The sequence below is a fragment of the Psychrobacter communis genome, assembly GCF_014836505.1.
In the GTDB taxonomy this organism is placed as follows: Bacteria; Pseudomonadota; Gammaproteobacteria; order Pseudomonadales; family Moraxellaceae; genus Psychrobacter; species Psychrobacter faecalis.
Genome location: NZ_JACSQR010000006.1, coordinates 90,946 through 108,973 on the forward strand (window position 1 = coordinate 90,946; position 18,028 = coordinate 108,973).

Consider the following 18,028-nt stretch of genomic DNA (forward strand, 5'->3'; position numbering starts at 1 on the left):
CTTAACAGAATATTTCCAAAGGTTTATTAAGACTCATTAGACTGGTAACGCGTTGGATCAGCAACCCCAGCTTGGGCAAATCCTTGGCGACGTAGGACGCAGCTGTCGCAAATACCGCAAGCAAGACCATTGGCATCTGCCTGATAACAAGAGATCGTCTGTCCATAATCGACCCCGAGCGTTAAACCGAGCTCAATAGTTTTGGCTTTGGATAAATGCTGCAACGGCGTTTGAATCGATAAATGGTGACCAGTAACGCCAGCTTTGGTGGCGAGGTTTGCCATGTGTTCGAAGGCGGCGATATATTCTGGACGACAATCAGGGTAGCCTGAATAGTCGACCGAACTGACACCGATGACGATATGATTAGCATCAGTGACTTCAGCGACTGCTAAAGCATAAGATAAAAATATGGTATTACGCGCCGGCACATAGGTATTTGGAATGGCATTATTATCAACGTTATCGACGTTATCGACGTTATCGACGTTATCAACGTTATCGATATTATTGACATCACTGCCATCGCTATCGTTACTCGGGAATTTATTAGTATCGCCATCAGGGACAGTCATGCTGTGGTCGGTGAGTGATGAGCCACCAAGCTGGGCGATATCGATATCAATAATGCGATGGTTAACATTGGCAGTCTTTGCAATGGTTTTGGCAGCGACAAGCTCGCTATTGTGGCGTTGACCATAGTTAAAACTGACCGCCGTCACAGACGCATAGCGCGCCTTTGCCCAATACAAACACGTCACGGAATCAAGCCCGCCTGATAGCAGCACCACGGCATTTTGGCTTTTATGTAGTGTTTCTAAATCAGTATTGTCTTTGGGACTGGGAGAGGAGGTCTGCGCAGTTATTGGAGTCATAGTATTGTCTATTGTTGGTTTAAGAAATTTGAAAAATTTGAGTTACTGAGAAATGGCTATTTTAACTAAGATAGCATTATTGCATAACTTTGAAGATATGTTTAATTGCGCATAAGTGGCGATAAAAATGGGCACAAAAAGCCACTAATTTTGTGCGACTTTTCAATCTGTTAGCAAAATTTGTTATAATCGCTGCTTTTAAAGCCCACCTGCTGAAAAATATTGCTAATTGCTTTGTAGTAAAATTAACTTTGTAAAGATATTGAGTACCTTATGACCGTCGCGACCTTGTTTACGCCTAAAATCCCTTCTCAGTTTGATGAAGCCTCTTCGAAAACCAGTTCTACCGATACTGGCTGGGATAGTGATGCTGAAGATACTGATAGTATGGGGTATGACGACATTGCTGGCGCGGCTATAAGTAATAATACCGCTGAGCAAACATCCTCTACGCAAATTTTACCGACTGAAACGGCGGAATTTCGCAAGCTACAAAAAAAGCTACGTCGCCAAGTATCGTGGGCGATTCGCGATTTTAATATGATTGAAGACGGCGATGTTGTTATGGTTTGCGTTTCAGGCGGTAAAGACAGCTATACGTTGCTCGATATCTTATTGCTGCTCAAACGCATTGCCCCGATTAGCTTTGATATCGTTGCGGTAAATCTTGACCAAAAGCAGCCCGGTTATCCCGAAGATATTTTGCCCGCTTATTTGAATGAGCAAGGTATTGCCCATTATATTTTAGAAAAAGATACCTATAGTATCGTCAAAAGCGTGGTGCCAGAAGGTAAAACGTACTGCTCAGCCTGCTCACGCCTGCGTCGCGGTTCGCTATATGGTTTTGCCAAACAAATCGGCGCCACCAAAATCGCCCTTGGTCATCACCGCGATGATATGCTCGCGACGTTCTTTTTAAATTTATTCCACGGCGGCGCGCTGAAATCCATGCCGCCAAAACTGCTAAGCGATGATAAGCAAAACTTACTGATTCGTCCGCTTGCTTACGTTGAAGAAAAAGACATCATTGAATACGCACGTTTAAAAGAATTTCCGATTATTCCGTGTAATCTATGCGGCAGCCAAACCAATCTGCAACGCGCAATTATCAATGATATGCTACGCGAATGGGATAACGCCCATCCACAGCGTTTGGCGTCTATTTTTAAAGCGATGCAAAACGTCGCGCCGTCACAATTGGCCGATCGCGAGTTGTTTGACTTTGAAACTTTAAACATAGAGCGCGATGACAATGAGCGCTTATTTGAAGGCGATAATATCCAAGCAGGGCAGACCGACAGTTTGGCTGAGATTGGTTTACCAGTAGCGCCAAAAACTCAAGTTTTTAATCCGAAGTTTGCCAGTCATCACAACCACGACCATGATCAGCAGGCAGAAAGCACCGATAGCATGGCAAAAACTAGCCGTACCACGCAAAAAATCCCCACGATTAATCCGGTGATTTAAATCATATAGACATTAATTTTTATAGAATTAACGTCAAAAAAAACCAGCGCATTATTCACTAATGGCTGGTTTTTTTTGTATTTATTTAACCTTAACAATTAACTTTTGGCAAAAACGGGTAGAGGGTTAAAACTCACCTCAGGGCGTGGTAATTTTGCCACATCCTGCATACGCCAATCATTCTTTCCATCATAACTGACTTGCAAATAATATTTGCCTTTTACGTCATCCAAATCGACTTGCGCCGTGTACTTGTTACCTTCTTGATGTTTGAGTACCGCATCGCGGTCTTTTTTAATGTCGGTGGCGTGCGAGATAGACAACTCTAAAGAGTCAGGATAGGTTAAAGGCTCACCGTTTAATAATTTACCAGACTGCAAACTTTGCTCAGGATAATTGAGATAAAAAACGACATCGCCATTATCGGCAAACTGCATCTTGCCATGTAAATCTAAATCATAGGTGAGCTTGTCGCGTGAGACGTCATGATATAGGGTTTTGCCATCCATATACCAATCGTCGCGTACCACGCTATCACGGATTTGATAAGAATAATAAACAAACCAAATGCAAGCGATTACTACAAAAGCTGGCATGCCAATGACAAAGATAACCACCATATAGTTTTTGTACCATGGTTGGCTGTCTTGATGCTTAAAGTTCGGTGCTGGACTAGACATAACATACCTATTAATCAGATATTCGTTTATAATGTGCGATTTGTCAGCTTATTATAAACGCTATCAAAAAATAAACCGACGGCTCAATGCAGCCAGTTTAATGACAAATACTTCACCCGCAAGTCAATGATAATTAGCCTTTGACTGAGTGCCACTAACGAGCGGATGAATAGATAAAAGCAACTACATACTCAATAATTACTGCCCTTGCGTGGTAAAGATATTTTGTTTACTCACATTATATTTACCATCTTCGCTGGCTACTGTTAAAGTAATCGGCGTTTGACCAAACTCAATCACCTCAGGGTCGCCATAAATACTGACTGGCATATCAAAGCTTTCGCCTGCTTCTAACGGTACATCGTTGAAGCGTACGCCTAAGCTCAACCCATCTTGTGGCTCAAGGCTTATTTTATAAGTGTGCGCACTTTGGGTTTTGTTGGTCAATTTAACGATATAGCTGTTTTCAATCATGCCTTGTTGGTTCAATGACGACAACTGATTACGGTCACGGCGAATATCAATCTCTAACGGTACGCGGTCTGTCAATGCATAAACCACACCGCCACAAAGTACCGCAAGCAAGGTTAAATAAGCAAAAAAGCGCGGGCGCAATACACGGCTTGGCTCTTTTTCGACCAATTGCCGTTCTGTAGTATAACGAATCAAGCCACGTGGGTAGCCAACTTTATCCATTACATCATTACAAGCATCGACACAGGCGGCACACTGGATACACGCAACCTGCAAACCATCACGAATATCGATACCTGTTGGGCATACTTGCACACACATCGTACAGTCAATACAGTCGCCTAAATTCTCAGGATGGGTGCCTTTTTTACGGGCGCCGCGAGGTTCACCGCGCTCATAATCATAAGAAACAATCAAGGTATCTTTATCAAACATCACGCTTTGGAAACGGCCATACGGACAGATTTGGATACACATCTGCTCGCGCATATAGCCTGCATTGACGTAAGTTGAAAAAGCGAAAATAAATATCGATACCCATATCCACGTTGACCACTCAGGGAAGGGGATAACACCCCCTAACATTTGCCAACTACCATATAGAGCTTCTGTCCCTGATACATAACTGACAAACGTCATCGCCGTAATCATCGAAAATACAAACCAAATAAAGTAGATTAAAAAACGCTTGAAGACTTTTTTAGCATTCATAGGTTCTTTATCAAACTTAATGCGTTTATTGCGATCGCCAATCACTATTTTTTCAACGTATTGGAACATATGCGTCCAGATGGTTTGCGGACAGGCATAACCACACCAAACCCGTCCTGCATATACCGTCACCATAAATAGCGCAAACGCCGCAATAAGCGCAAAGACGGCAAGAAAGTAAAAGTCCTGTGTCAGAAACGTCATACCAAAAATATAATAATGCTGCGACGGCACATCGAACCAGATAGCTTGCCTGCCGTTATACCTTATCCACGGTAAAATCAAAAATAATGCCAATAACGCATACATGCTAATCACGCGGATATTTTGGTAAAATCCGGTGATAAACCTAGGGTGAACGCGTTTTTTATTGGCGTTAAGATCCACCTCAACGACAGGAATTTTATTGGATGGTTGTGCTGACATAAACGTGCCTCTTTAAAAAAAGAATCAGTCTGCTGGCATGATGAACAAATACCTTTAATACCTGGGTATATGGATGTGCGATGTTATCAATGTCAGTAAGTAGCAAGTCTCATACCAAAAAAAGTATCCAAACTTGCTACCAAATGAGCGATTGTAAATAAAGGATTAAAATATGCTTAAATAGATGATTCTATAGTGTTTCTACTCGATTGCTATTTTAGCAGTTTCCCTACTATAAATGGGGTGAGAATGTTAAAAAGCAATACTTATCTGCGACTTATTGATAGACAAAGTGCGTATCACTATTAAGCTTGATAAATATCAAAACCAGTGGTGATAGAGCATAAAAAGTATTAAATCTATCGGCAGTTTGATTTTGCGAGTTGCTCGTAGGCAGAGTTTATTAATAAAACATAAAGCTGATAAATAACTAAAAAGGGAGAACTGCAATCACAGTCCTCCCTTTGTCAAATACTACTTATTTACGATATACAACTGACTAAATGTGCTTAGTTTGCAACTGCCGTTTCAGGTGTGGCTGCTTTTGGTGCAGCGGCAGAAACAGGCTGCGCTTTAGCAGGCTGAGGCGTTCTGTCTGATAGAGAATAAACATACGCAGCAAGCAGCATAATACGCTCATTACCTAGTTTGGTTTCCCACTCTGGCATCACACCGGCACGGCCATAACGGATGGTATCACGGATACTTTCGCGATCGCCGCCATATAACCAGATGTTATCAGTCAAGTTTGGCGCCCCAGTAGAGATCATACCTTTAGCGTCTTCACCATGACAAAGCACACAGTTAGTAGGCTCATGGAAAATGGCTTTACCTTGAGCAACTTTAGCTTGGTCAAGCTCATAACCTGGTTGGTTACCAGAGATTGACAAGACATATTCAGCCGCTGCCCGCACACCATCTTCGCCAAGTTGGTCACGCCAAGCTGTCATACCGCCAACACGACCATTATGTAGCGTCGTTAGGATATGTGAAGCTTCACCGCCATATAACCAGTCATTGTCGGTCAAATTAGGATAGCCTAGCGCACCTTTCGCATTAGAGCCGTGACAGACAGCACAATTCTGTAAGAACAAGCGACTACCAACCTTCAATGCATTCGGGTTTTCAGCCAGCTTTTCGACATAAGGTGCCAACTCGGCCACTTTCTCGTCGATTTGAGCCTGTAGCTCTGCTGGTGGCTTCTCACTATGACGCAGGGTTGCTTGCATCTCAGAAAGCGTTGCTAGGGTTTTTGTTGCACCGCTCGCATCGGCCTTGGCCAAAATGTTTTGCTCAAAGTTATCGGTAAATACTTTGTTATTACTTTCAAGTTCGCTGTTCAACTCGTTATGAGAAGTCCATGGTAAGGTTTTGCCATCCACTTCTACGGTTGTAATACCTTCCCACTTTGATGGAAAGATAGCAGGGAAAAATATCCAGTATGCAACGGCCCAAATGATTGAGCCAAAAAATATCACTAACCACCATTTAGGCAGTGGCTTATCGTATTCTTGAATACCGTCGTAAGTGTGCCCAGTAGTACCGTCTTCTTCTACTTCTGGCTTGTATTTCAACACCATTAGTAAGACGCCGAGGATACCCGCCCAACACATAATACTTAGTATGGTGATCCAAGAACTCCAAAAAAATGTCATCGTTTATCCTTATTGCGCTGCTCTTCAGACAAAGATTCGATATCCTCGTCATCAAGCGCAAGTTGTGCATCTTCTTCGAAGCGTTTTTTGTTTTTTGGCGAATACGCCCACCATGCAACGCCCACGAAGGCAATAAAAGCAGAAACGGTCGCAATTGTTTGTAATTCACCAATACCCATTAGCGCTGTCCTTCCATCGCGGTACCCAATTGCTGTAAGTAGGCAACCAGAGCATCAAGCTCAGTGGCGCCAAGTACCGCATCTGGCGCTCCTTCGATATCTTCTTCAGTGTAAGGCACGCCAAACTGATCACGGAATAGACGCATTTTAGTTTGCACATTGGTACCGTTTACTTCATTGGTTGCAAGCCAAGGGAAACCAGGCATTACTGACTCAGGTACTAAAGAACGGGGCGCAATCAGATGCTGTTTTTGCCAATCTTCAGAATAGCGTCCACCAACACGTGCAAGGTCAGGACCAGTACGTTTTGAACCCCATAAGAATGGATGGTCCCACGTTGATTCTGCAGCACGCGAATAAGGTCCATAACGCTCAACTTCAGCACGTAACGGACGAATCATTTGTGTATGACAGACGTGACAGCCTTCACGAATATAGATGTCACGACCTTCAAACTCAAGTGCGGTCCATGGTTCCATGGCGGGAAGGGGAGCGTTCACCCCACCTTCTTCAGGACCCTTGTTATCATAAATCAGCGGTACGATTTCAACGAGCGTTGCAAAGCTAATGGCAATGACAATACCGATAACCAACAAGCCGGTATTTTTTTCAATAATTTCATGCGGTGTACCAGACATGATCGCTCCTTATACGTTAGCTGCCGAAGGTTTATCAACACTAGGTTCATGATCCGTTGGGTCAGCGATATCTACAGGCTTACCTTCTGGCATTTGCAGTGTTTTATAAACGTTATATGCCATAACAAACATACCCGATACATACAATAGGCCACCAAAAGCACGACCAATATATGGGAAATGTGAGAACTCAACGGTATCAACGAAGCTATATACCAACGTACCATCTGGATTGGTCGCAAGCCACATCATGCCTTGGCCGATACCTGAAATCCACATAGAAACGATATAGAAGATAGTACCCGCTGTTGCTAACCAGAAATGCGTGGTGATTAAGCTAATAGAATACATTTTTGGTTTGTTATAGATACGTGGTAACAATACATATAGCGAACCAATGGTAATCATACCAACCCAGCCAAGTGCACCTGAGTGTACGTGACCGACTGTCCAGTCCGTGTTATGCGATAACGCGTTGACGGTCTTAATAGACATCATCGGACCTTCAAACGTTGACATTGCATAGAACGACAATGCCACAATCATAAAGCGAATGATCGGATCGGTACGCAGCTTATCCCAACTGCCTGATAGCGTTAGGACACCGTTAATCATTCCGCCCCAAGATGGCGCAAATAGGATGATTGAGAATACCATTGCTAGAGACTGCGTCCAATCTGGAAGCGCTGAATAATGCAAATGGTGACCACCAGCCCACATGTATGAAGCAATCAATGCCCAAAAGTGAACGATAGACAAACGATAAGAATAAATAGGACGACCAATCTGAACTGGAACGAAGTAATACATCATCCCAAGGAAAGCGGCCGTTAAGTAGAAACCTACCGCATTATGTCCGTACCACCATTGCACCATCGCATCGGTCGCACCGCCAAATAATGAGTAAGATTTAAACGCACTAACAGGGATAGCCATACTGTTTACGATATGCAGTAGAGCAATCGTAATAATAAATGCGCCAAAGAACCAGTTAGCCACATAAATGTGTGAAGTTCTACGTTTGATGAGCGTACCGAAGAACACAATGGCATAAGAAATCCATACCAAAGCAATTAAGATATCGATTGGCCACTCAAGCTCAGCGTATTCCTTGGTCGATGTCAGACCTAAAGGAAGAGTAATCACCGCTGCGACGATAACCGCTTGCCAACCCCAAAAGGTAAACCAAGCTAAATAAGGTGCAAATAGTCTCGTCTTACAGGTACGCTGTACCACATAATAAGAGGTTGCGAACAGGGCAGAGCCACCGAATGCAAAGATAACCGCGTTAGTGTGTAGCGGTCTTAGACGACTGAATGTCAGCCATGGAATGTCAAAGTTGAGTGCTGGCCATGCTAACTGTGAAGCAATGAACACACCAATACTCATGCCGACGATGCCCCATATCACGGCCATTATCGTAAAGAATCTTACGACAGTGATTTCATACTCACGGTCAATTGGGGCGACTGCTGTGTTTTGTAAACTCATTGGATGATTCCTTTACAGCCCGAATTATCAACAGAATTAACTAACTCTCCGCAGCCTCTATATTATAAAAAATTATAAGCAGATTATGGTTGCGGTACATGTTGTTTTTGCCAAATCTTATTATCGAGACCTTATTTACTATTAAGTCACACCTACACTAGTTATCAGCGGTTACTGCTGAGTAGAGGGCGGCGATATAAATGCACGGCGCTCACAGCTGGACGATAATAGGATGATTAATAAATAATAAACGGTTAAATTTGATAAGATAATGTGCCTTCCTTGAGCATCAAACATCTATTGAGGCTGAGTATGTATCTTAATTATTACTGCTAAAAAGCCAGTATGAACGAAGATAGATACTGATATTCAATCGGTGATAAAAAACTTATACACCATCAATGTATGCTAGCGGCGGCTGACAAAAACCATGTTTACGTAATGTTTAGTTAAAACTCCCGACTCTGTTTAAGGGTATTGTAACGCAAACCTAATCAAATATCATCAGAACTATGCGCCAAAATACAAACTCTTTGGTAAAAATAGTTATGAAGGATATAATCTTTCAGCGTTATACACCTATTTTATACCCAATTTCCCTACTATTCTAGGGGTGAAAAAAGATAGTGCTTTTTGGCGCAAAAAATACAATTAAGCGGTGGTTTTGTAACAATAGCAGCATTTGCGCTATAAATAAGTTTTACTTATCATCGAATCGCACCTTATAATGACGCCTTGTATTATCGCTAACCAAGTGCTTTATACTGATATTAACGAATATTTTGAACTTTTAAATAGTGGTTAGGCTTAGCCGTATGCTGGCACAAGCCTACCTTCATAAATAACCTCATAAGTAATAGGTATTAAGGATAATAATATGGCAGTTTTTTTGACAGACGAATGGTTTGAGCAAGTTGAGAAAATGGGTCAAGAAGCCGGTGAATTAAATTTACCACCAGCGCTTGCTAATATGGTGGTGAACTTAAAAGTTACCGATACGGAGCAAGATATCGAAGCAAGCTTTGCTGACGGCTTACTGCATCGCGGTTTGAATGATAAGGCAACCACAACCTTATTGTTGGATCGTAGCCTGCTGCAATCTATCATTACCAACTTTGATACCAATGAAATCATGGGCGCTTTTATGGCCGGTAAAATTCGTGTCGAAGGTGATATGTCACAATTGATGGCAGTACAAACCGCGCGTCCAAGTGCTGAGCAAAAAGAGCTTTATAGTAATATCAAGTCAATGACTACCTTAGCTTAATGACTTGTTTTTCATTTTTGTATCAATAACGTTTAGCATAAAAAAAGCCCTTAATATGAATTAAGGGCTTTTTCGTCGGAGAATTTAACAGTAAAGTAACTTCTAAATTAACTGGCTTTTGATTGTTGCGCAGTTGTTTGTGGTTTTTGATTTTCTTTGTAAATCGCCGCTTGTAACCAGATATTGGCCTGTACATAGTCATGCACTTCAATAGCAGCGGTGGCTTCGGTTTTAGGTGCGCCAATGCGAATGACAAAAGGATCTGCATCTTGTTCACGCAGTACCACCACATCAAATAAGATAATGGTCTGACCATTAAATAGTGTTTCTTGCTTACCAAGCACCTGACCTTGACACCAAGCTTCATCTTCTTGCCCTATGGTATCGCCGAACAAATACGCGCACATATGACCGAGATTAATCTCGACGGGCGCCATTTGTTCTTTGGTTTGAGGCTGCCACGCTTTGATTTGCTCTTGTAAATCGTCAGGCATTTTTCCATCATTAGCGGCAACGATGTCGTTAAAGGCGCGATGGTAGCGAATGGCTTCTTGGTCTTCGACCATAATCACTTCGTCTTGCTCGCTCAGCTTAATCTCATGCGCCCACGCACTAAAGTTCACATAATAAGCGGTATCTTGCTGATATAAATGACGGTTAGCGGTATATAGCTGGTCGAAAGCATAAATAATGCTGCCATCAGCGGTGCGTAAGCGTAAGACCGCATCGTGAGTGTTGTCATTGACAATCATGCGCTCGATTTTGCACGTCAAACCATAAGGGCTATCGACACAAGGGTAAGCATTAATAAAGCATTCAGGCTTGCCGTCTTTCATCGCCAGCACTTGATTGATATGACAAGGCTGGTCTTCAGATAGCAATAAGCAGCTGTCTTTAGCGCTGACATTGCTGTTGAGCCCTTTTGGCATCGCCGCTTTTTCAATCATCTTTTGCAGCCATTCTGGCACGTCTTGACTCATGTCATCGGTCAAAATGCGCCAATGATCGGCGTGACCGGCAGATTGCTCGTCAGTTAAGGTGATTTTGGTAGGGGATTGGATGTTTTTGTATTGATAATTAATGGTCATGAATATACTCAAACTTAAGTCAGCCATGAAGTTTGGGTCTAAAACTGTGATTGCTGACCATTATCCAATATATGAGCGGATTGGTTTATGATAACCAGCAATGTCGTCAGTAAAGAGGCAACAAACAACAATGAGGGGTTAGTGACAATTGTCCTTAGCATACAATATATAGGTATAGACGCAACTAATAGCAAGCCCATCACGAAAAATAATATGAAAAGTTGAGTTTTTATTAAAAAATACCGGCAGTTTGCGCTAATGACTGGCACATATAAGTCAAATTGTGTCAAACTAGCTCCCTTTTGACAGCGGTATTTTGCTGCTCATAATCCCCTGTTTTTTGTTCGATTGATATGTTTTTGCGGCAACAGCCTTAGTGAGTGTCATACTAAAAGGCGGTTGCTGCATTGGATTTTATAACATAAATAAAGTCGCACGTAGATAAGATAAAGAGTTTGAATATGTTTCGTCCTTTAGCGTTATTTATCGGCTTACGGTACACCCGAGCAGAGCGTAGTAATGGTTTTATTTCCTTTATATCGCTGATTTCAATGATTGGACTGACGCTTGGCGTGGCGGTACTGATTACGGTGCTATCGGTCATGAATGGTTTTGATCGCGAGCTCAAAACGCGTATTTTGGGTATGGTGCCACAAGCGACGGTTATTTCAACCGAGATTATCGGTGATTGGAAAGAGGTAGCTGGTAAAATTAAAGAAGATCCCAAAGTTGCTGCCGTCGCACCCTTTATTCAGCTGCAAGGTATGCTGACCTCCAACGGTCAAGTGGCTGGGATTATGGTCACCGGCGTTGATCCAGAGTATGAGAAAAACGTTTCTATCATCAACGAGCACATGGTAGAAGGCAGTATTGATACACTGCAAAACGGTGAATTCAGTATTGTTCTTGGTGAAGAGATGGTGCAATCGTTGGGGCTGCGCTTAGGCGATAAAGTGACGTTGGTATTGCCAGAAGCGTCGCCATCACCAGCGGGTGTGATACCGCGCTTCAAGCGTTTTACGTTGACAGGTATTTTTACCATCAGTCCCGAGGTAGATAGCTTAATGGCGTTTATTCCGATGGGTGATGCGGCAAAATTACTGCGTCTACCAGAGGGCGCGCAGGGTATTCGTATGAAGCTTGACGATATCTTTAACGCACCGATGGCGGCCCAAAAAGCAGCAGCTATTGCGCCTAACAAGCTTTATCCTAGCGATTGGACGCAAACGCACGGCAACTTATTTGGTGCCATCCAAATGGAAAAAGCCATGGTTGGCTTGCTGCTGTTTTTAATTATCCTTGTAGCCGCTTTCAATATCGTTTCAAGTTTGGTGATGCTAGTCACTGACAAAAAAGCAGACATTGCTATTTTAAAAACCTTTGGCGCTTCACCGCGTCTGATTACCCATGTGTTTATGGTACAGGGCATCGTTATTGGCTTTATTGGTACCATTGCGGGCACGATACTTGGTGTTATCTTTGCCCTGACCGTCAGTGATATTTTGGGCTTTATCAATCAAACCTTTGGCCTCAATTTGTTTGATGCTTACTTTGTAAATTATCTGCCATCGCAGCTGCGTTTGGCCGATGTGGTGCTGATTACCAGTGCGTCATTTATACTGAGCTTCTTGGCGACCATTTATCCAGCGCGCCGAGCAGCGAAAATTCAGCCTGCGCAAACGTTGCGTTACGAGTAATCTACAGGCGTCAATCGTCAATGCCATGATAAAGAAAACAAAGGAAGTACCATGTCTGAAATTTTAAAAGCGACCAATATTAATAAAATTTATGATGAAGGGGCGGTGAGCACGCAAGTATTGACCGGTCTGGATTTGACCGTCAATGCCGGTGAGCGCATTGCGATTGTTGGTACCAGTGGTTCGGGAAAAAGTACCTTGCTGCATTTGCTTGGCGGACTTGATACCCCCAGTAGCGGGGAGGTTTGGCTACACGGGCAGCTATTAAATAGTATGAATGAGACCGAGCGCGGGGCGATGCGTAATAAACACTTGGGGTTTATTTATCAGTTTCACCATTTGTTAGCCGAATTTACTGCTGTTGAAAACGTCGCTATGCCGCTACTGATGCGCCCAAAAGTATCGACGACCGAGGCACGTCAACAAGCGATAGATATTTTAAAAAGTGTCGGTTTAGAGCACCGTTTGGCCCACAGACCCGGTGAGCTATCAGGCGGTGAGCGTCAACGTGTGGCGATTGCTCGCGCGCTTGTGACCAAACCATCACTTATTTTGGCCGATGAGCCGACTGGTAACTTGGATTATGACAACGCGCAAAGCGTGTTTGGGCTGTTATCCGAGCTCCAAAGCACCATGCAAACCGCGCTATTAATGGTGACGCATGACCGCAGTTTGGCAGCCCTTGCTGACCGTCAGCTCCTGCTCCGTAATGGACATTGGGAAGATTACTAAAGCCGTCATTTTTAATACTTTTTTCAATAAACTGTAGAATTGCTGTTACTGAGCAGCAGCATGATACGGTTAGCTTTTTTATAAAAGTTACTGACTATAAAAACGACGAAAAAAACAGACTGTATCTAGCAAACTTAACGAATAGATAAAATCATAACTAAAATGCTAAATAAGGAATAATGAGATGGATAAAAATGATGATCCGATTGAAGCTTTTGGCAGTGCTGAAGAAGGTAACGAACCACTAAAGCCTTATATGGATCCGACGCTGTTTGACACCATTGATAGACAAGCGCAAATAGACTTGCTGACGCCGGTTTTTGACTCAATTACCTTAGCGGGTGCAGATTACGATTTAAAGGCGCAAGATAGTGCGACTGGCAAGCGTTATACTCTGCTAAAAGATGAGAAAGTGCTAGATATCTTTGTGATGGATGCCAACCTCACCGACAATGTTAAAAATGCTATCGACAAGCATAAAGAGGAAGAAGGCGAGTTATAAGGTCGCTTACAAATTGGGCAATGATTTTATAAGATATTTCCAACTTTATAAAATGCTGCTATTTTTATAAGATGACTGACGCGACAAGATCGATTATTAATAATTAAGGCTATTCATGCTTGCTGGTTTTTTCAGCAGAGTCTTTCTGACGTTTTTGCCAGCTGGTGACAGTCTTATAGCGCCAGATGGCTTTAAACGCCAAACCGCAGACAATACTACTGATGACCGCTAAAATTGTTAGCCCTAGACAAAAAGCGGCGATAGATACCGTACCTTTATAAGTGATGAAAGGATTGGCGCCATCAGATATGAGCCATAAGCTAAAGTCAGAAATCATTCTGCCGATAATGCGCAAGCTAATCATCGGCACATCAAGGATTTTGGCACCGATATAGTAGCCAGCATAAAACACCGGCAGAGTCGTCAGCGGGTTAGTAATCCAAGTCAGACCAAGCGCCATCGGCACATTGGCACGAAAAATAAGCGCGCCGATTAAAGCCAGCAACATCTGTCCTGGCAGGGGGAAAAATGCGCTGAGCACACCGATATAAACCGCTTTATTTAAACTATGGCGATTAAAATGCCATAAACGAGGGTCGGCAAGTTGTGGCGCAAATAGTTTTAATGAGCGACTTTCTAAGATTTTTTCAGGGGTAGGAAGTAGGTCTTTTAGACGTTTGTTTGGCACAGAATCGCCTTTACATGTTATCTTCAGCCCGCTCAATCATATTGATGGGCTGATATACAGTGATATTATTAATAAAAAATATAGCTATAAATGTTATCAGAAAAGCGGCTAGATAATGTTGAATAATCACTATTGCAATATTTCTGGTAAGTATAGGGTAATAGCCACATAAATGCCATCGCTTGACGGTTTGCTCACTTGATGGTTGGTTCAATGTTTAGAACAGTCATTATCCATCATACAACTTATATGCAATGGACGAGCTATCAAGCAAGCGAGGAGCGCTGGTGTACTGGTTAATTGGTAGCTTGATAATCATCGTTATGATGGGGGTTTTGGCCGTCGCAGATACTATGCCGCTGCCTGTTGGCTCCTTATTACCAGACCTGAGCACATCTTCTATCTTGCCGTTATTATTAATAGCTTTGACCATCGTTCTGCTATTTATCAATCAGCGTTACATTGCGTTTTCACCCTCGATTGACGCTAAAAAGAGGTATGTTAAAAATTCCTCTGCTCAAAATTTTGCTGTTCAAAATTCTGCTAAAACCCTATCTTCTACATCATCATTACTCTATAAATTTGCTCATCATTTATTAATGGCAGTATTAGCGTTAGCGCTGATTACTGGTAGTGGGCTGCTCGCTTTGATAAATCAGCAACAGGCGCAAAGTAATGCCATCAAACAAACTGTGCGCGTGCAAGCGTTGGTGAGCATCGAAGGCATCAGTGATAGTGTCTATGATGACGCAAGTAATAGTGGCTATCGGCAGGTTGCTACCATTAGCCATATATCGCCTTTACTGTCCGAGCTAACATCAAAAGAATTGGACAAACTGAGCGTAAATTACAATGCCAATTATAAAGAGGTGACTGATAATAGCCTCAGCAATGAGGAAAATAACTTAAACGGAGATAATTTCGAATATTTCGAAAATGAACAATATCGTATACTGCTAAATGCTTATCCAAAAAAATCTTTCTCTAAGAAGTCGCTCCCTAAAAAACCTTCTAAGAAAGGTACTGAGAATAAATCGCAGACTATAGAACTAAATCATTTGCAGCCAGGTGATCAGTTATTGATGACTTTGACGCTAGCGCCACTTGCCAACTCTGAGCAAGCACTGAACAATCCAACGGGATTTGATAGTTATCGTTGGTTACGAGGGCGACATATCGATGGGGTTGCCACGATATTAGCGACCAGCGCCTCAACTATTCTGTTTAATGGCTCAGCAGCATTGTCTAAAGCTGACAATTCTTATTTATACCGCTTTCGTAACGCGATAGACCAAGGACGTTGGCAACTACGTCAGCATTTTTATCAGGACTGGGCAGGGCAAACTCTCGCAGAGCAGCAAGCAAAAGCGGTGACTTTGAGTTTGCTGACCGGTGATCGCAGTTTAATCAATCGCGATACCAAAGATTTATATCAGCTGGCAGGTATTTCTCATTTATTGGCCATCTCAGGAACGCACGTTTTATTTTTAGCGATTGTATTAGCGGGATTGGCAGTCTTACTGTTGAATCGTTTTTACCCCTCTATCTATCGTCATATCCCGCGCTGGCAATTGCGCTGGTGGGTTATGATGAGCGCGGCTTTTACTTATGCCTTATTTACTGGGTTTGATATACCTGCTGCGCGTACCGCATGGATGTTATTAGCGATAGGGTTGATACGCTTAACGCTACTGCCAATTAGTACCATACGTATATTGTTGGCGCTAGCAGTATTGATGGCATGGTTCGACCCATATGTACTGTGGCAAGCAGGTTATTGGCTGTCCTTTATAGCGGTAGCGCTGCTATTAAAGTACGAAGATAGTTCAATAGCATGGAGTCAAACAGAGTCTGCAAGCTTAACGACCACGAACTCTACTGACAATAAAAATGCGAAGATACTTCAACGTACATGGTTGGGATTTAAACGTCTGTTCAAATTACAGTTTTGGCTATTTATCGCGCTATTACCCATAACCTTATTGTTATTCGGTAAGGCATCACTGTTAGGGCTTATCGTTAATTTATTTGCCATCGGTTTATTTGGTTGGGTGATTGTACCGCTAAATTTACTGGCTGGGCTGTGCTATCTTATCGTGCCCACGTTAGCAGATGCTATTTGGGCACTGGTGATTGCTCTCGTCGCTCATTTACACGAGCTTATCACGTGGCTAACGACGTTACCGATATTCTCAGGGGCATGGCTTTATACGCCAGTGAATATGGCAATTTTGCTGATGGTATTATTGGCGATGCTGCCGTGGCTATTACCGCGCGGCCTTATCAGTCGTTGGCTCGCGCTAGCGCCGTTAACGCTACTGGTTATGACGGTATACGCCAATCAGCAGTCGTTAACCATGACTCCGACTCTCTATATTCTGCCAACGGGCGACCAATATTTAAGCGCGGCGGTGCTACAATACCCTGTGCTAAATAATGAAGATAATAAGACAAACGTTAGCTGGTTAATTTTAGCCGATCATAGGCCTTATGATATTCGTACGATGCCAAGCACGCTAACCGCTGACAAGTTATCTGCGACCCTAGAGCAGCAACTGCGCAGCTTATCTATCAAGCGTCTAGAAGGTATCGTGGTGCAAAGCAGTAGCGCGGCCTTGACGACATCTTTAGCGACATTAACAAATGTCAGTCATTGGAGCAGACCATCTATAAGCCAAACGACTCTGAGCTGCTACCAATAACCGTCGCTGAGCTAAGTCAACGTCTCCCAACCGCTCAGTATTGGCAAGCAGGGCGTAGTGAGCGTTGGCCCGAGCTCCAGCGCGCTTATCAACTAGCCAGTCAATCTGGTAAAAATAAAACTCATGCAACCATCAGTGCTCAAGTTTGTGAGCAAGGTAAAACTTGGCAACTCGCCAATGGTGATTTAACGTTGCAAGCTCTCACAGGTTGGAGCAAAATAAACGATGCCAGTGTCTGGGACTGTACGCTTGAACTTGACAGTCGACTGCCTATTCACGTGATAAACTACAATGCTGCTGACCCGCTCAAATCATTAGCTACTAAAGTACAAACACTTCAGTCCGATAACAAAGTGACACCTTCTCAGATTAAAAATGCTCAATCACGTTTGGTTTTAAATGTCGATACCCATCCGCGCGTGTGGCAAATGTGGTCGTTATTATGCGCGATTGAACCGAATACTAAAAATGACACTTTAAAGAACTCATTAAACAACACCTTAGGTAATGTCATAAACAGCACAACATGGCTTGGGCACAGCTCTTCGCATATCTCTGCAGATGCAATAAGGGCGCAACAAATCCATGAGACAATCACTTATGATAATAAGTCACTCGATGCCGCTCTAGCTTTTGAGGCCGATAGTAAGGATTAACCTTATAATCTGACTTATTGGTATTATAGTCAATCCAAAATAAAATTGATACAACCCATATCATGAAACAGTTTAGGTAAATTATTCTCCATCCACCCTT

16 protein-coding genes are annotated in these 18,028 nt (G+C 42.8%); 7 read left to right on the forward strand and 9 right to left on the reverse strand.

Annotation, left to right across the window (positions count from 1 at the left end; all coding sequences use genetic code 11):
* Window positions 1-26 precede the first annotated feature (26 nt).
* Window positions 27-875, reverse strand: a complete 849-nt coding sequence (queC, locus tag H9653_RS03915; protein WP_191690602.1) for a 7-cyano-7-deazaguanine synthase QueC — start codon at window positions 873-875, stop codon at window positions 27-29.
* A 273-nt stretch (window positions 876-1,148) separates the two neighbouring features.
* On the opposite strand from queC, the gene ttcA reads away from it, so the two are divergent.
* Window positions 1,149-2,342: a tRNA 2-thiocytidine(32) synthetase TtcA gene (gene ttcA / locus H9653_RS03920; protein ID WP_191690604.1), complete on the forward strand. Its 1,194-nt coding sequence runs from the start codon at window positions 1,149-1,151 to the stop codon at window positions 2,340-2,342.
* Window positions 2,343-2,440: 98 nt separating this feature from the next.
* On the opposite strand, the gene H9653_RS03925 is transcribed toward ttcA, so the two are convergent.
* From H9653_RS03925 to ccoN, 6 genes are all read right to left on the reverse strand, one after another.
* Window positions 2,441-3,022 carry a FixH family protein gene (locus H9653_RS03925; protein WP_191690606.1) on the reverse strand — a complete coding sequence of 194 codons (582 nt, stop codon included), beginning with the start codon at window positions 3,020-3,022 and terminating at the stop codon, window positions 2,441-2,443.
* 198 nt (window positions 3,023-3,220) lie between these two features.
* Window positions 3,221-4,633, reverse strand: coding sequence for a cytochrome c oxidase accessory protein CcoG (gene ccoG, locus H9653_RS03930; protein WP_191690608.1), 1,413 nt, complete (start codon window positions 4,631-4,633; stop codon window positions 3,221-3,223).
* Window positions 4,634-5,142: 509 nt separating this feature from the next.
* Entirely contained in the window at window positions 5,143-6,288 is a 1,146-nt protein-coding gene (gene ccoP, locus H9653_RS03935) for a cytochrome-c oxidase, cbb3-type subunit III (protein WP_191690610.1), read from the reverse strand.
* The gene (locus tag H9653_RS03940; RefSeq protein ID WP_191690612.1) at window positions 6,285-6,467 is read right to left on the reverse strand and encodes a cbb3-type cytochrome oxidase subunit 3; all 183 of its coding nucleotides are present in this window, start codon (window positions 6,465-6,467) and stop codon (window positions 6,285-6,287) included. The genes ccoP and H9653_RS03940 overlap by 4 nt, the downstream gene beginning before the upstream one ends.
* On the reverse strand, window positions 6,467-7,105 hold the full coding sequence (gene ccoO / locus H9653_RS03945) for a cytochrome-c oxidase, cbb3-type subunit II (RefSeq protein WP_191690614.1): 639 nt from the start codon (window positions 7,103-7,105) through the stop codon (window positions 6,467-6,469). Before ccoO ends, H9653_RS03940 begins: the two co-directional genes overlap by 1 nt.
* Before the next feature lie 9 nt (window positions 7,106-7,114).
* Window positions 7,115-8,596 carry a cytochrome-c oxidase, cbb3-type subunit I gene (ccoN, locus tag H9653_RS03950; RefSeq protein WP_191690616.1) on the reverse strand — a complete coding sequence of 494 codons (1,482 nt, stop codon included), beginning with the start codon at window positions 8,594-8,596 and terminating at the stop codon, window positions 7,115-7,117.
* An 877-nt stretch (window positions 8,597-9,473) separates the two neighbouring features.
* On the opposite strand from ccoN, the gene H9653_RS03955 reads away from it, so the two are divergent.
* Window positions 9,474-9,863 carry an SCP2 sterol-binding domain-containing protein gene (locus H9653_RS03955; RefSeq protein WP_068408139.1) on the forward strand — a complete coding sequence of 130 codons (390 nt, stop codon included), beginning with the start codon at window positions 9,474-9,476 and terminating at the stop codon, window positions 9,861-9,863.
* Between the two features lie 107 nt (window positions 9,864-9,970).
* Here H9653_RS03955 and H9653_RS03960 read toward each other — a convergent pair whose 3' ends face one another.
* A complete protein-coding gene (locus H9653_RS03960) occupies window positions 9,971-10,951 on the reverse strand; it encodes a hypothetical protein (RefSeq protein ID WP_191690618.1) in 981 nt (326 codons plus the stop codon).
* A 461-nt stretch (window positions 10,952-11,412) separates the two neighbouring features.
* Between H9653_RS03960 and H9653_RS03965 the strand changes: the two genes are divergently transcribed.
* From H9653_RS03965 to H9653_RS03975, 3 genes are all read left to right on the forward strand, one after another.
* Entirely contained in the window at window positions 11,413-12,648 is a 1,236-nt protein-coding gene (locus H9653_RS03965) for a lipoprotein-releasing ABC transporter permease subunit (protein ID WP_191690620.1), read from the forward strand.
* A 51-nt stretch (window positions 12,649-12,699) separates the two neighbouring features.
* Complete coding sequence (gene lolD / locus H9653_RS03970) at window positions 12,700-13,380, forward strand: lipoprotein-releasing ABC transporter ATP-binding protein LolD (RefSeq protein ID WP_068408142.1); 681 nt, start codon at window positions 12,700-12,702, stop codon at window positions 13,378-13,380.
* A 184-nt stretch (window positions 13,381-13,564) separates the two neighbouring features.
* On the forward strand, window positions 13,565-13,882 hold the full coding sequence (locus H9653_RS03975; RefSeq protein ID WP_191690622.1) for a hypothetical protein: 318 nt from the start codon (window positions 13,565-13,567) through the stop codon (window positions 13,880-13,882).
* Window positions 13,883-13,991: 109 nt separating this feature from the next.
* Here H9653_RS03975 and H9653_RS03980 read toward each other — a convergent pair whose 3' ends face one another.
* Complete coding sequence (locus H9653_RS03980) at window positions 13,992-14,570, reverse strand: DUF2062 domain-containing protein (protein ID WP_068404088.1); 579 nt, start codon at window positions 14,568-14,570, stop codon at window positions 13,992-13,994.
* Window positions 14,571-14,857: 287 nt separating this feature from the next.
* On the opposite strand from H9653_RS03980, the gene H9653_RS12445 reads away from it, so the two are divergent.
* On the forward strand, window positions 14,858-17,272 hold the full coding sequence (locus tag H9653_RS12445; protein WP_318242144.1) for a ComEC/Rec2 family competence protein: 2,415 nt from the start codon (window positions 14,858-14,860) through the stop codon (window positions 17,270-17,272).
* Window positions 17,224-17,928, forward strand: coding sequence for a hypothetical protein (locus tag H9653_RS12450; RefSeq protein ID WP_225211596.1), 705 nt, complete (start codon window positions 17,224-17,226; stop codon window positions 17,926-17,928). Before H9653_RS12445 ends, H9653_RS12450 begins: the two co-directional genes overlap by 49 nt.
* Window positions 17,929-18,028 lie beyond the last annotated feature (100 nt).

Bases quoted from the DNA above. Each gene is read 5' to 3' on its own strand.
- queC (WP_191690602.1), bottom strand. From the start codon at position 875: ATGACTCCAATAACTGCGCAGACCTCCTCTCCCAGTCCCAAAGACAAT.
- ttcA (WP_191690604.1), top strand. From the start codon at position 1,149: ATGACCGTCGCGACCTTGTTTACGCCTAAAATCCCTTCTCAGTTTGAT.
- H9653_RS03925 (WP_191690606.1), bottom strand. From the start codon at position 3,022: ATGTCTAGTCCAGCACCGAACTTTAAGCATCAAGACAGCCAACCATGG.
- ccoG (WP_191690608.1), bottom strand. From the start codon at position 4,633: ATGTCAGCACAACCATCCAATAAAATTCCTGTCGTTGAGGTGGATCTT.
- ccoP (WP_191690610.1), bottom strand. From the start codon at position 6,288: ATGACATTTTTTTGGAGTTCTTGGATCACCATACTAAGTATTATGTGT.
- H9653_RS03940 (WP_191690612.1), bottom strand. From the start codon at position 6,467: ATGGGTATTGGTGAATTACAAACAATTGCGACCGTTTCTGCTTTTATT.
- ccoO (WP_191690614.1), bottom strand. From the start codon at position 7,105: ATGTCTGGTACACCGCATGAAATTATTGAAAAAAATACCGGCTTGTTG.
- ccoN (WP_191690616.1), bottom strand. From the start codon at position 8,596: ATGAGTTTACAAAACACAGCAGTCGCCCCAATTGACCGTGAGTATGAA.
- H9653_RS03955 (WP_068408139.1), top strand. From the start codon at position 9,474: ATGGCAGTTTTTTTGACAGACGAATGGTTTGAGCAAGTTGAGAAAATG.
- H9653_RS03960 (WP_191690618.1), bottom strand. From the start codon at position 10,951: ATGACCATTAATTATCAATACAAAAACATCCAATCCCCTACCAAAATC.
- H9653_RS03965 (WP_191690620.1), top strand. From the start codon at position 11,413: ATGTTTCGTCCTTTAGCGTTATTTATCGGCTTACGGTACACCCGAGCA.
- lolD (WP_068408142.1), top strand. From the start codon at position 12,700: ATGTCTGAAATTTTAAAAGCGACCAATATTAATAAAATTTATGATGAA.
- H9653_RS03975 (WP_191690622.1), top strand. From the start codon at position 13,565: ATGGATAAAAATGATGATCCGATTGAAGCTTTTGGCAGTGCTGAAGAA.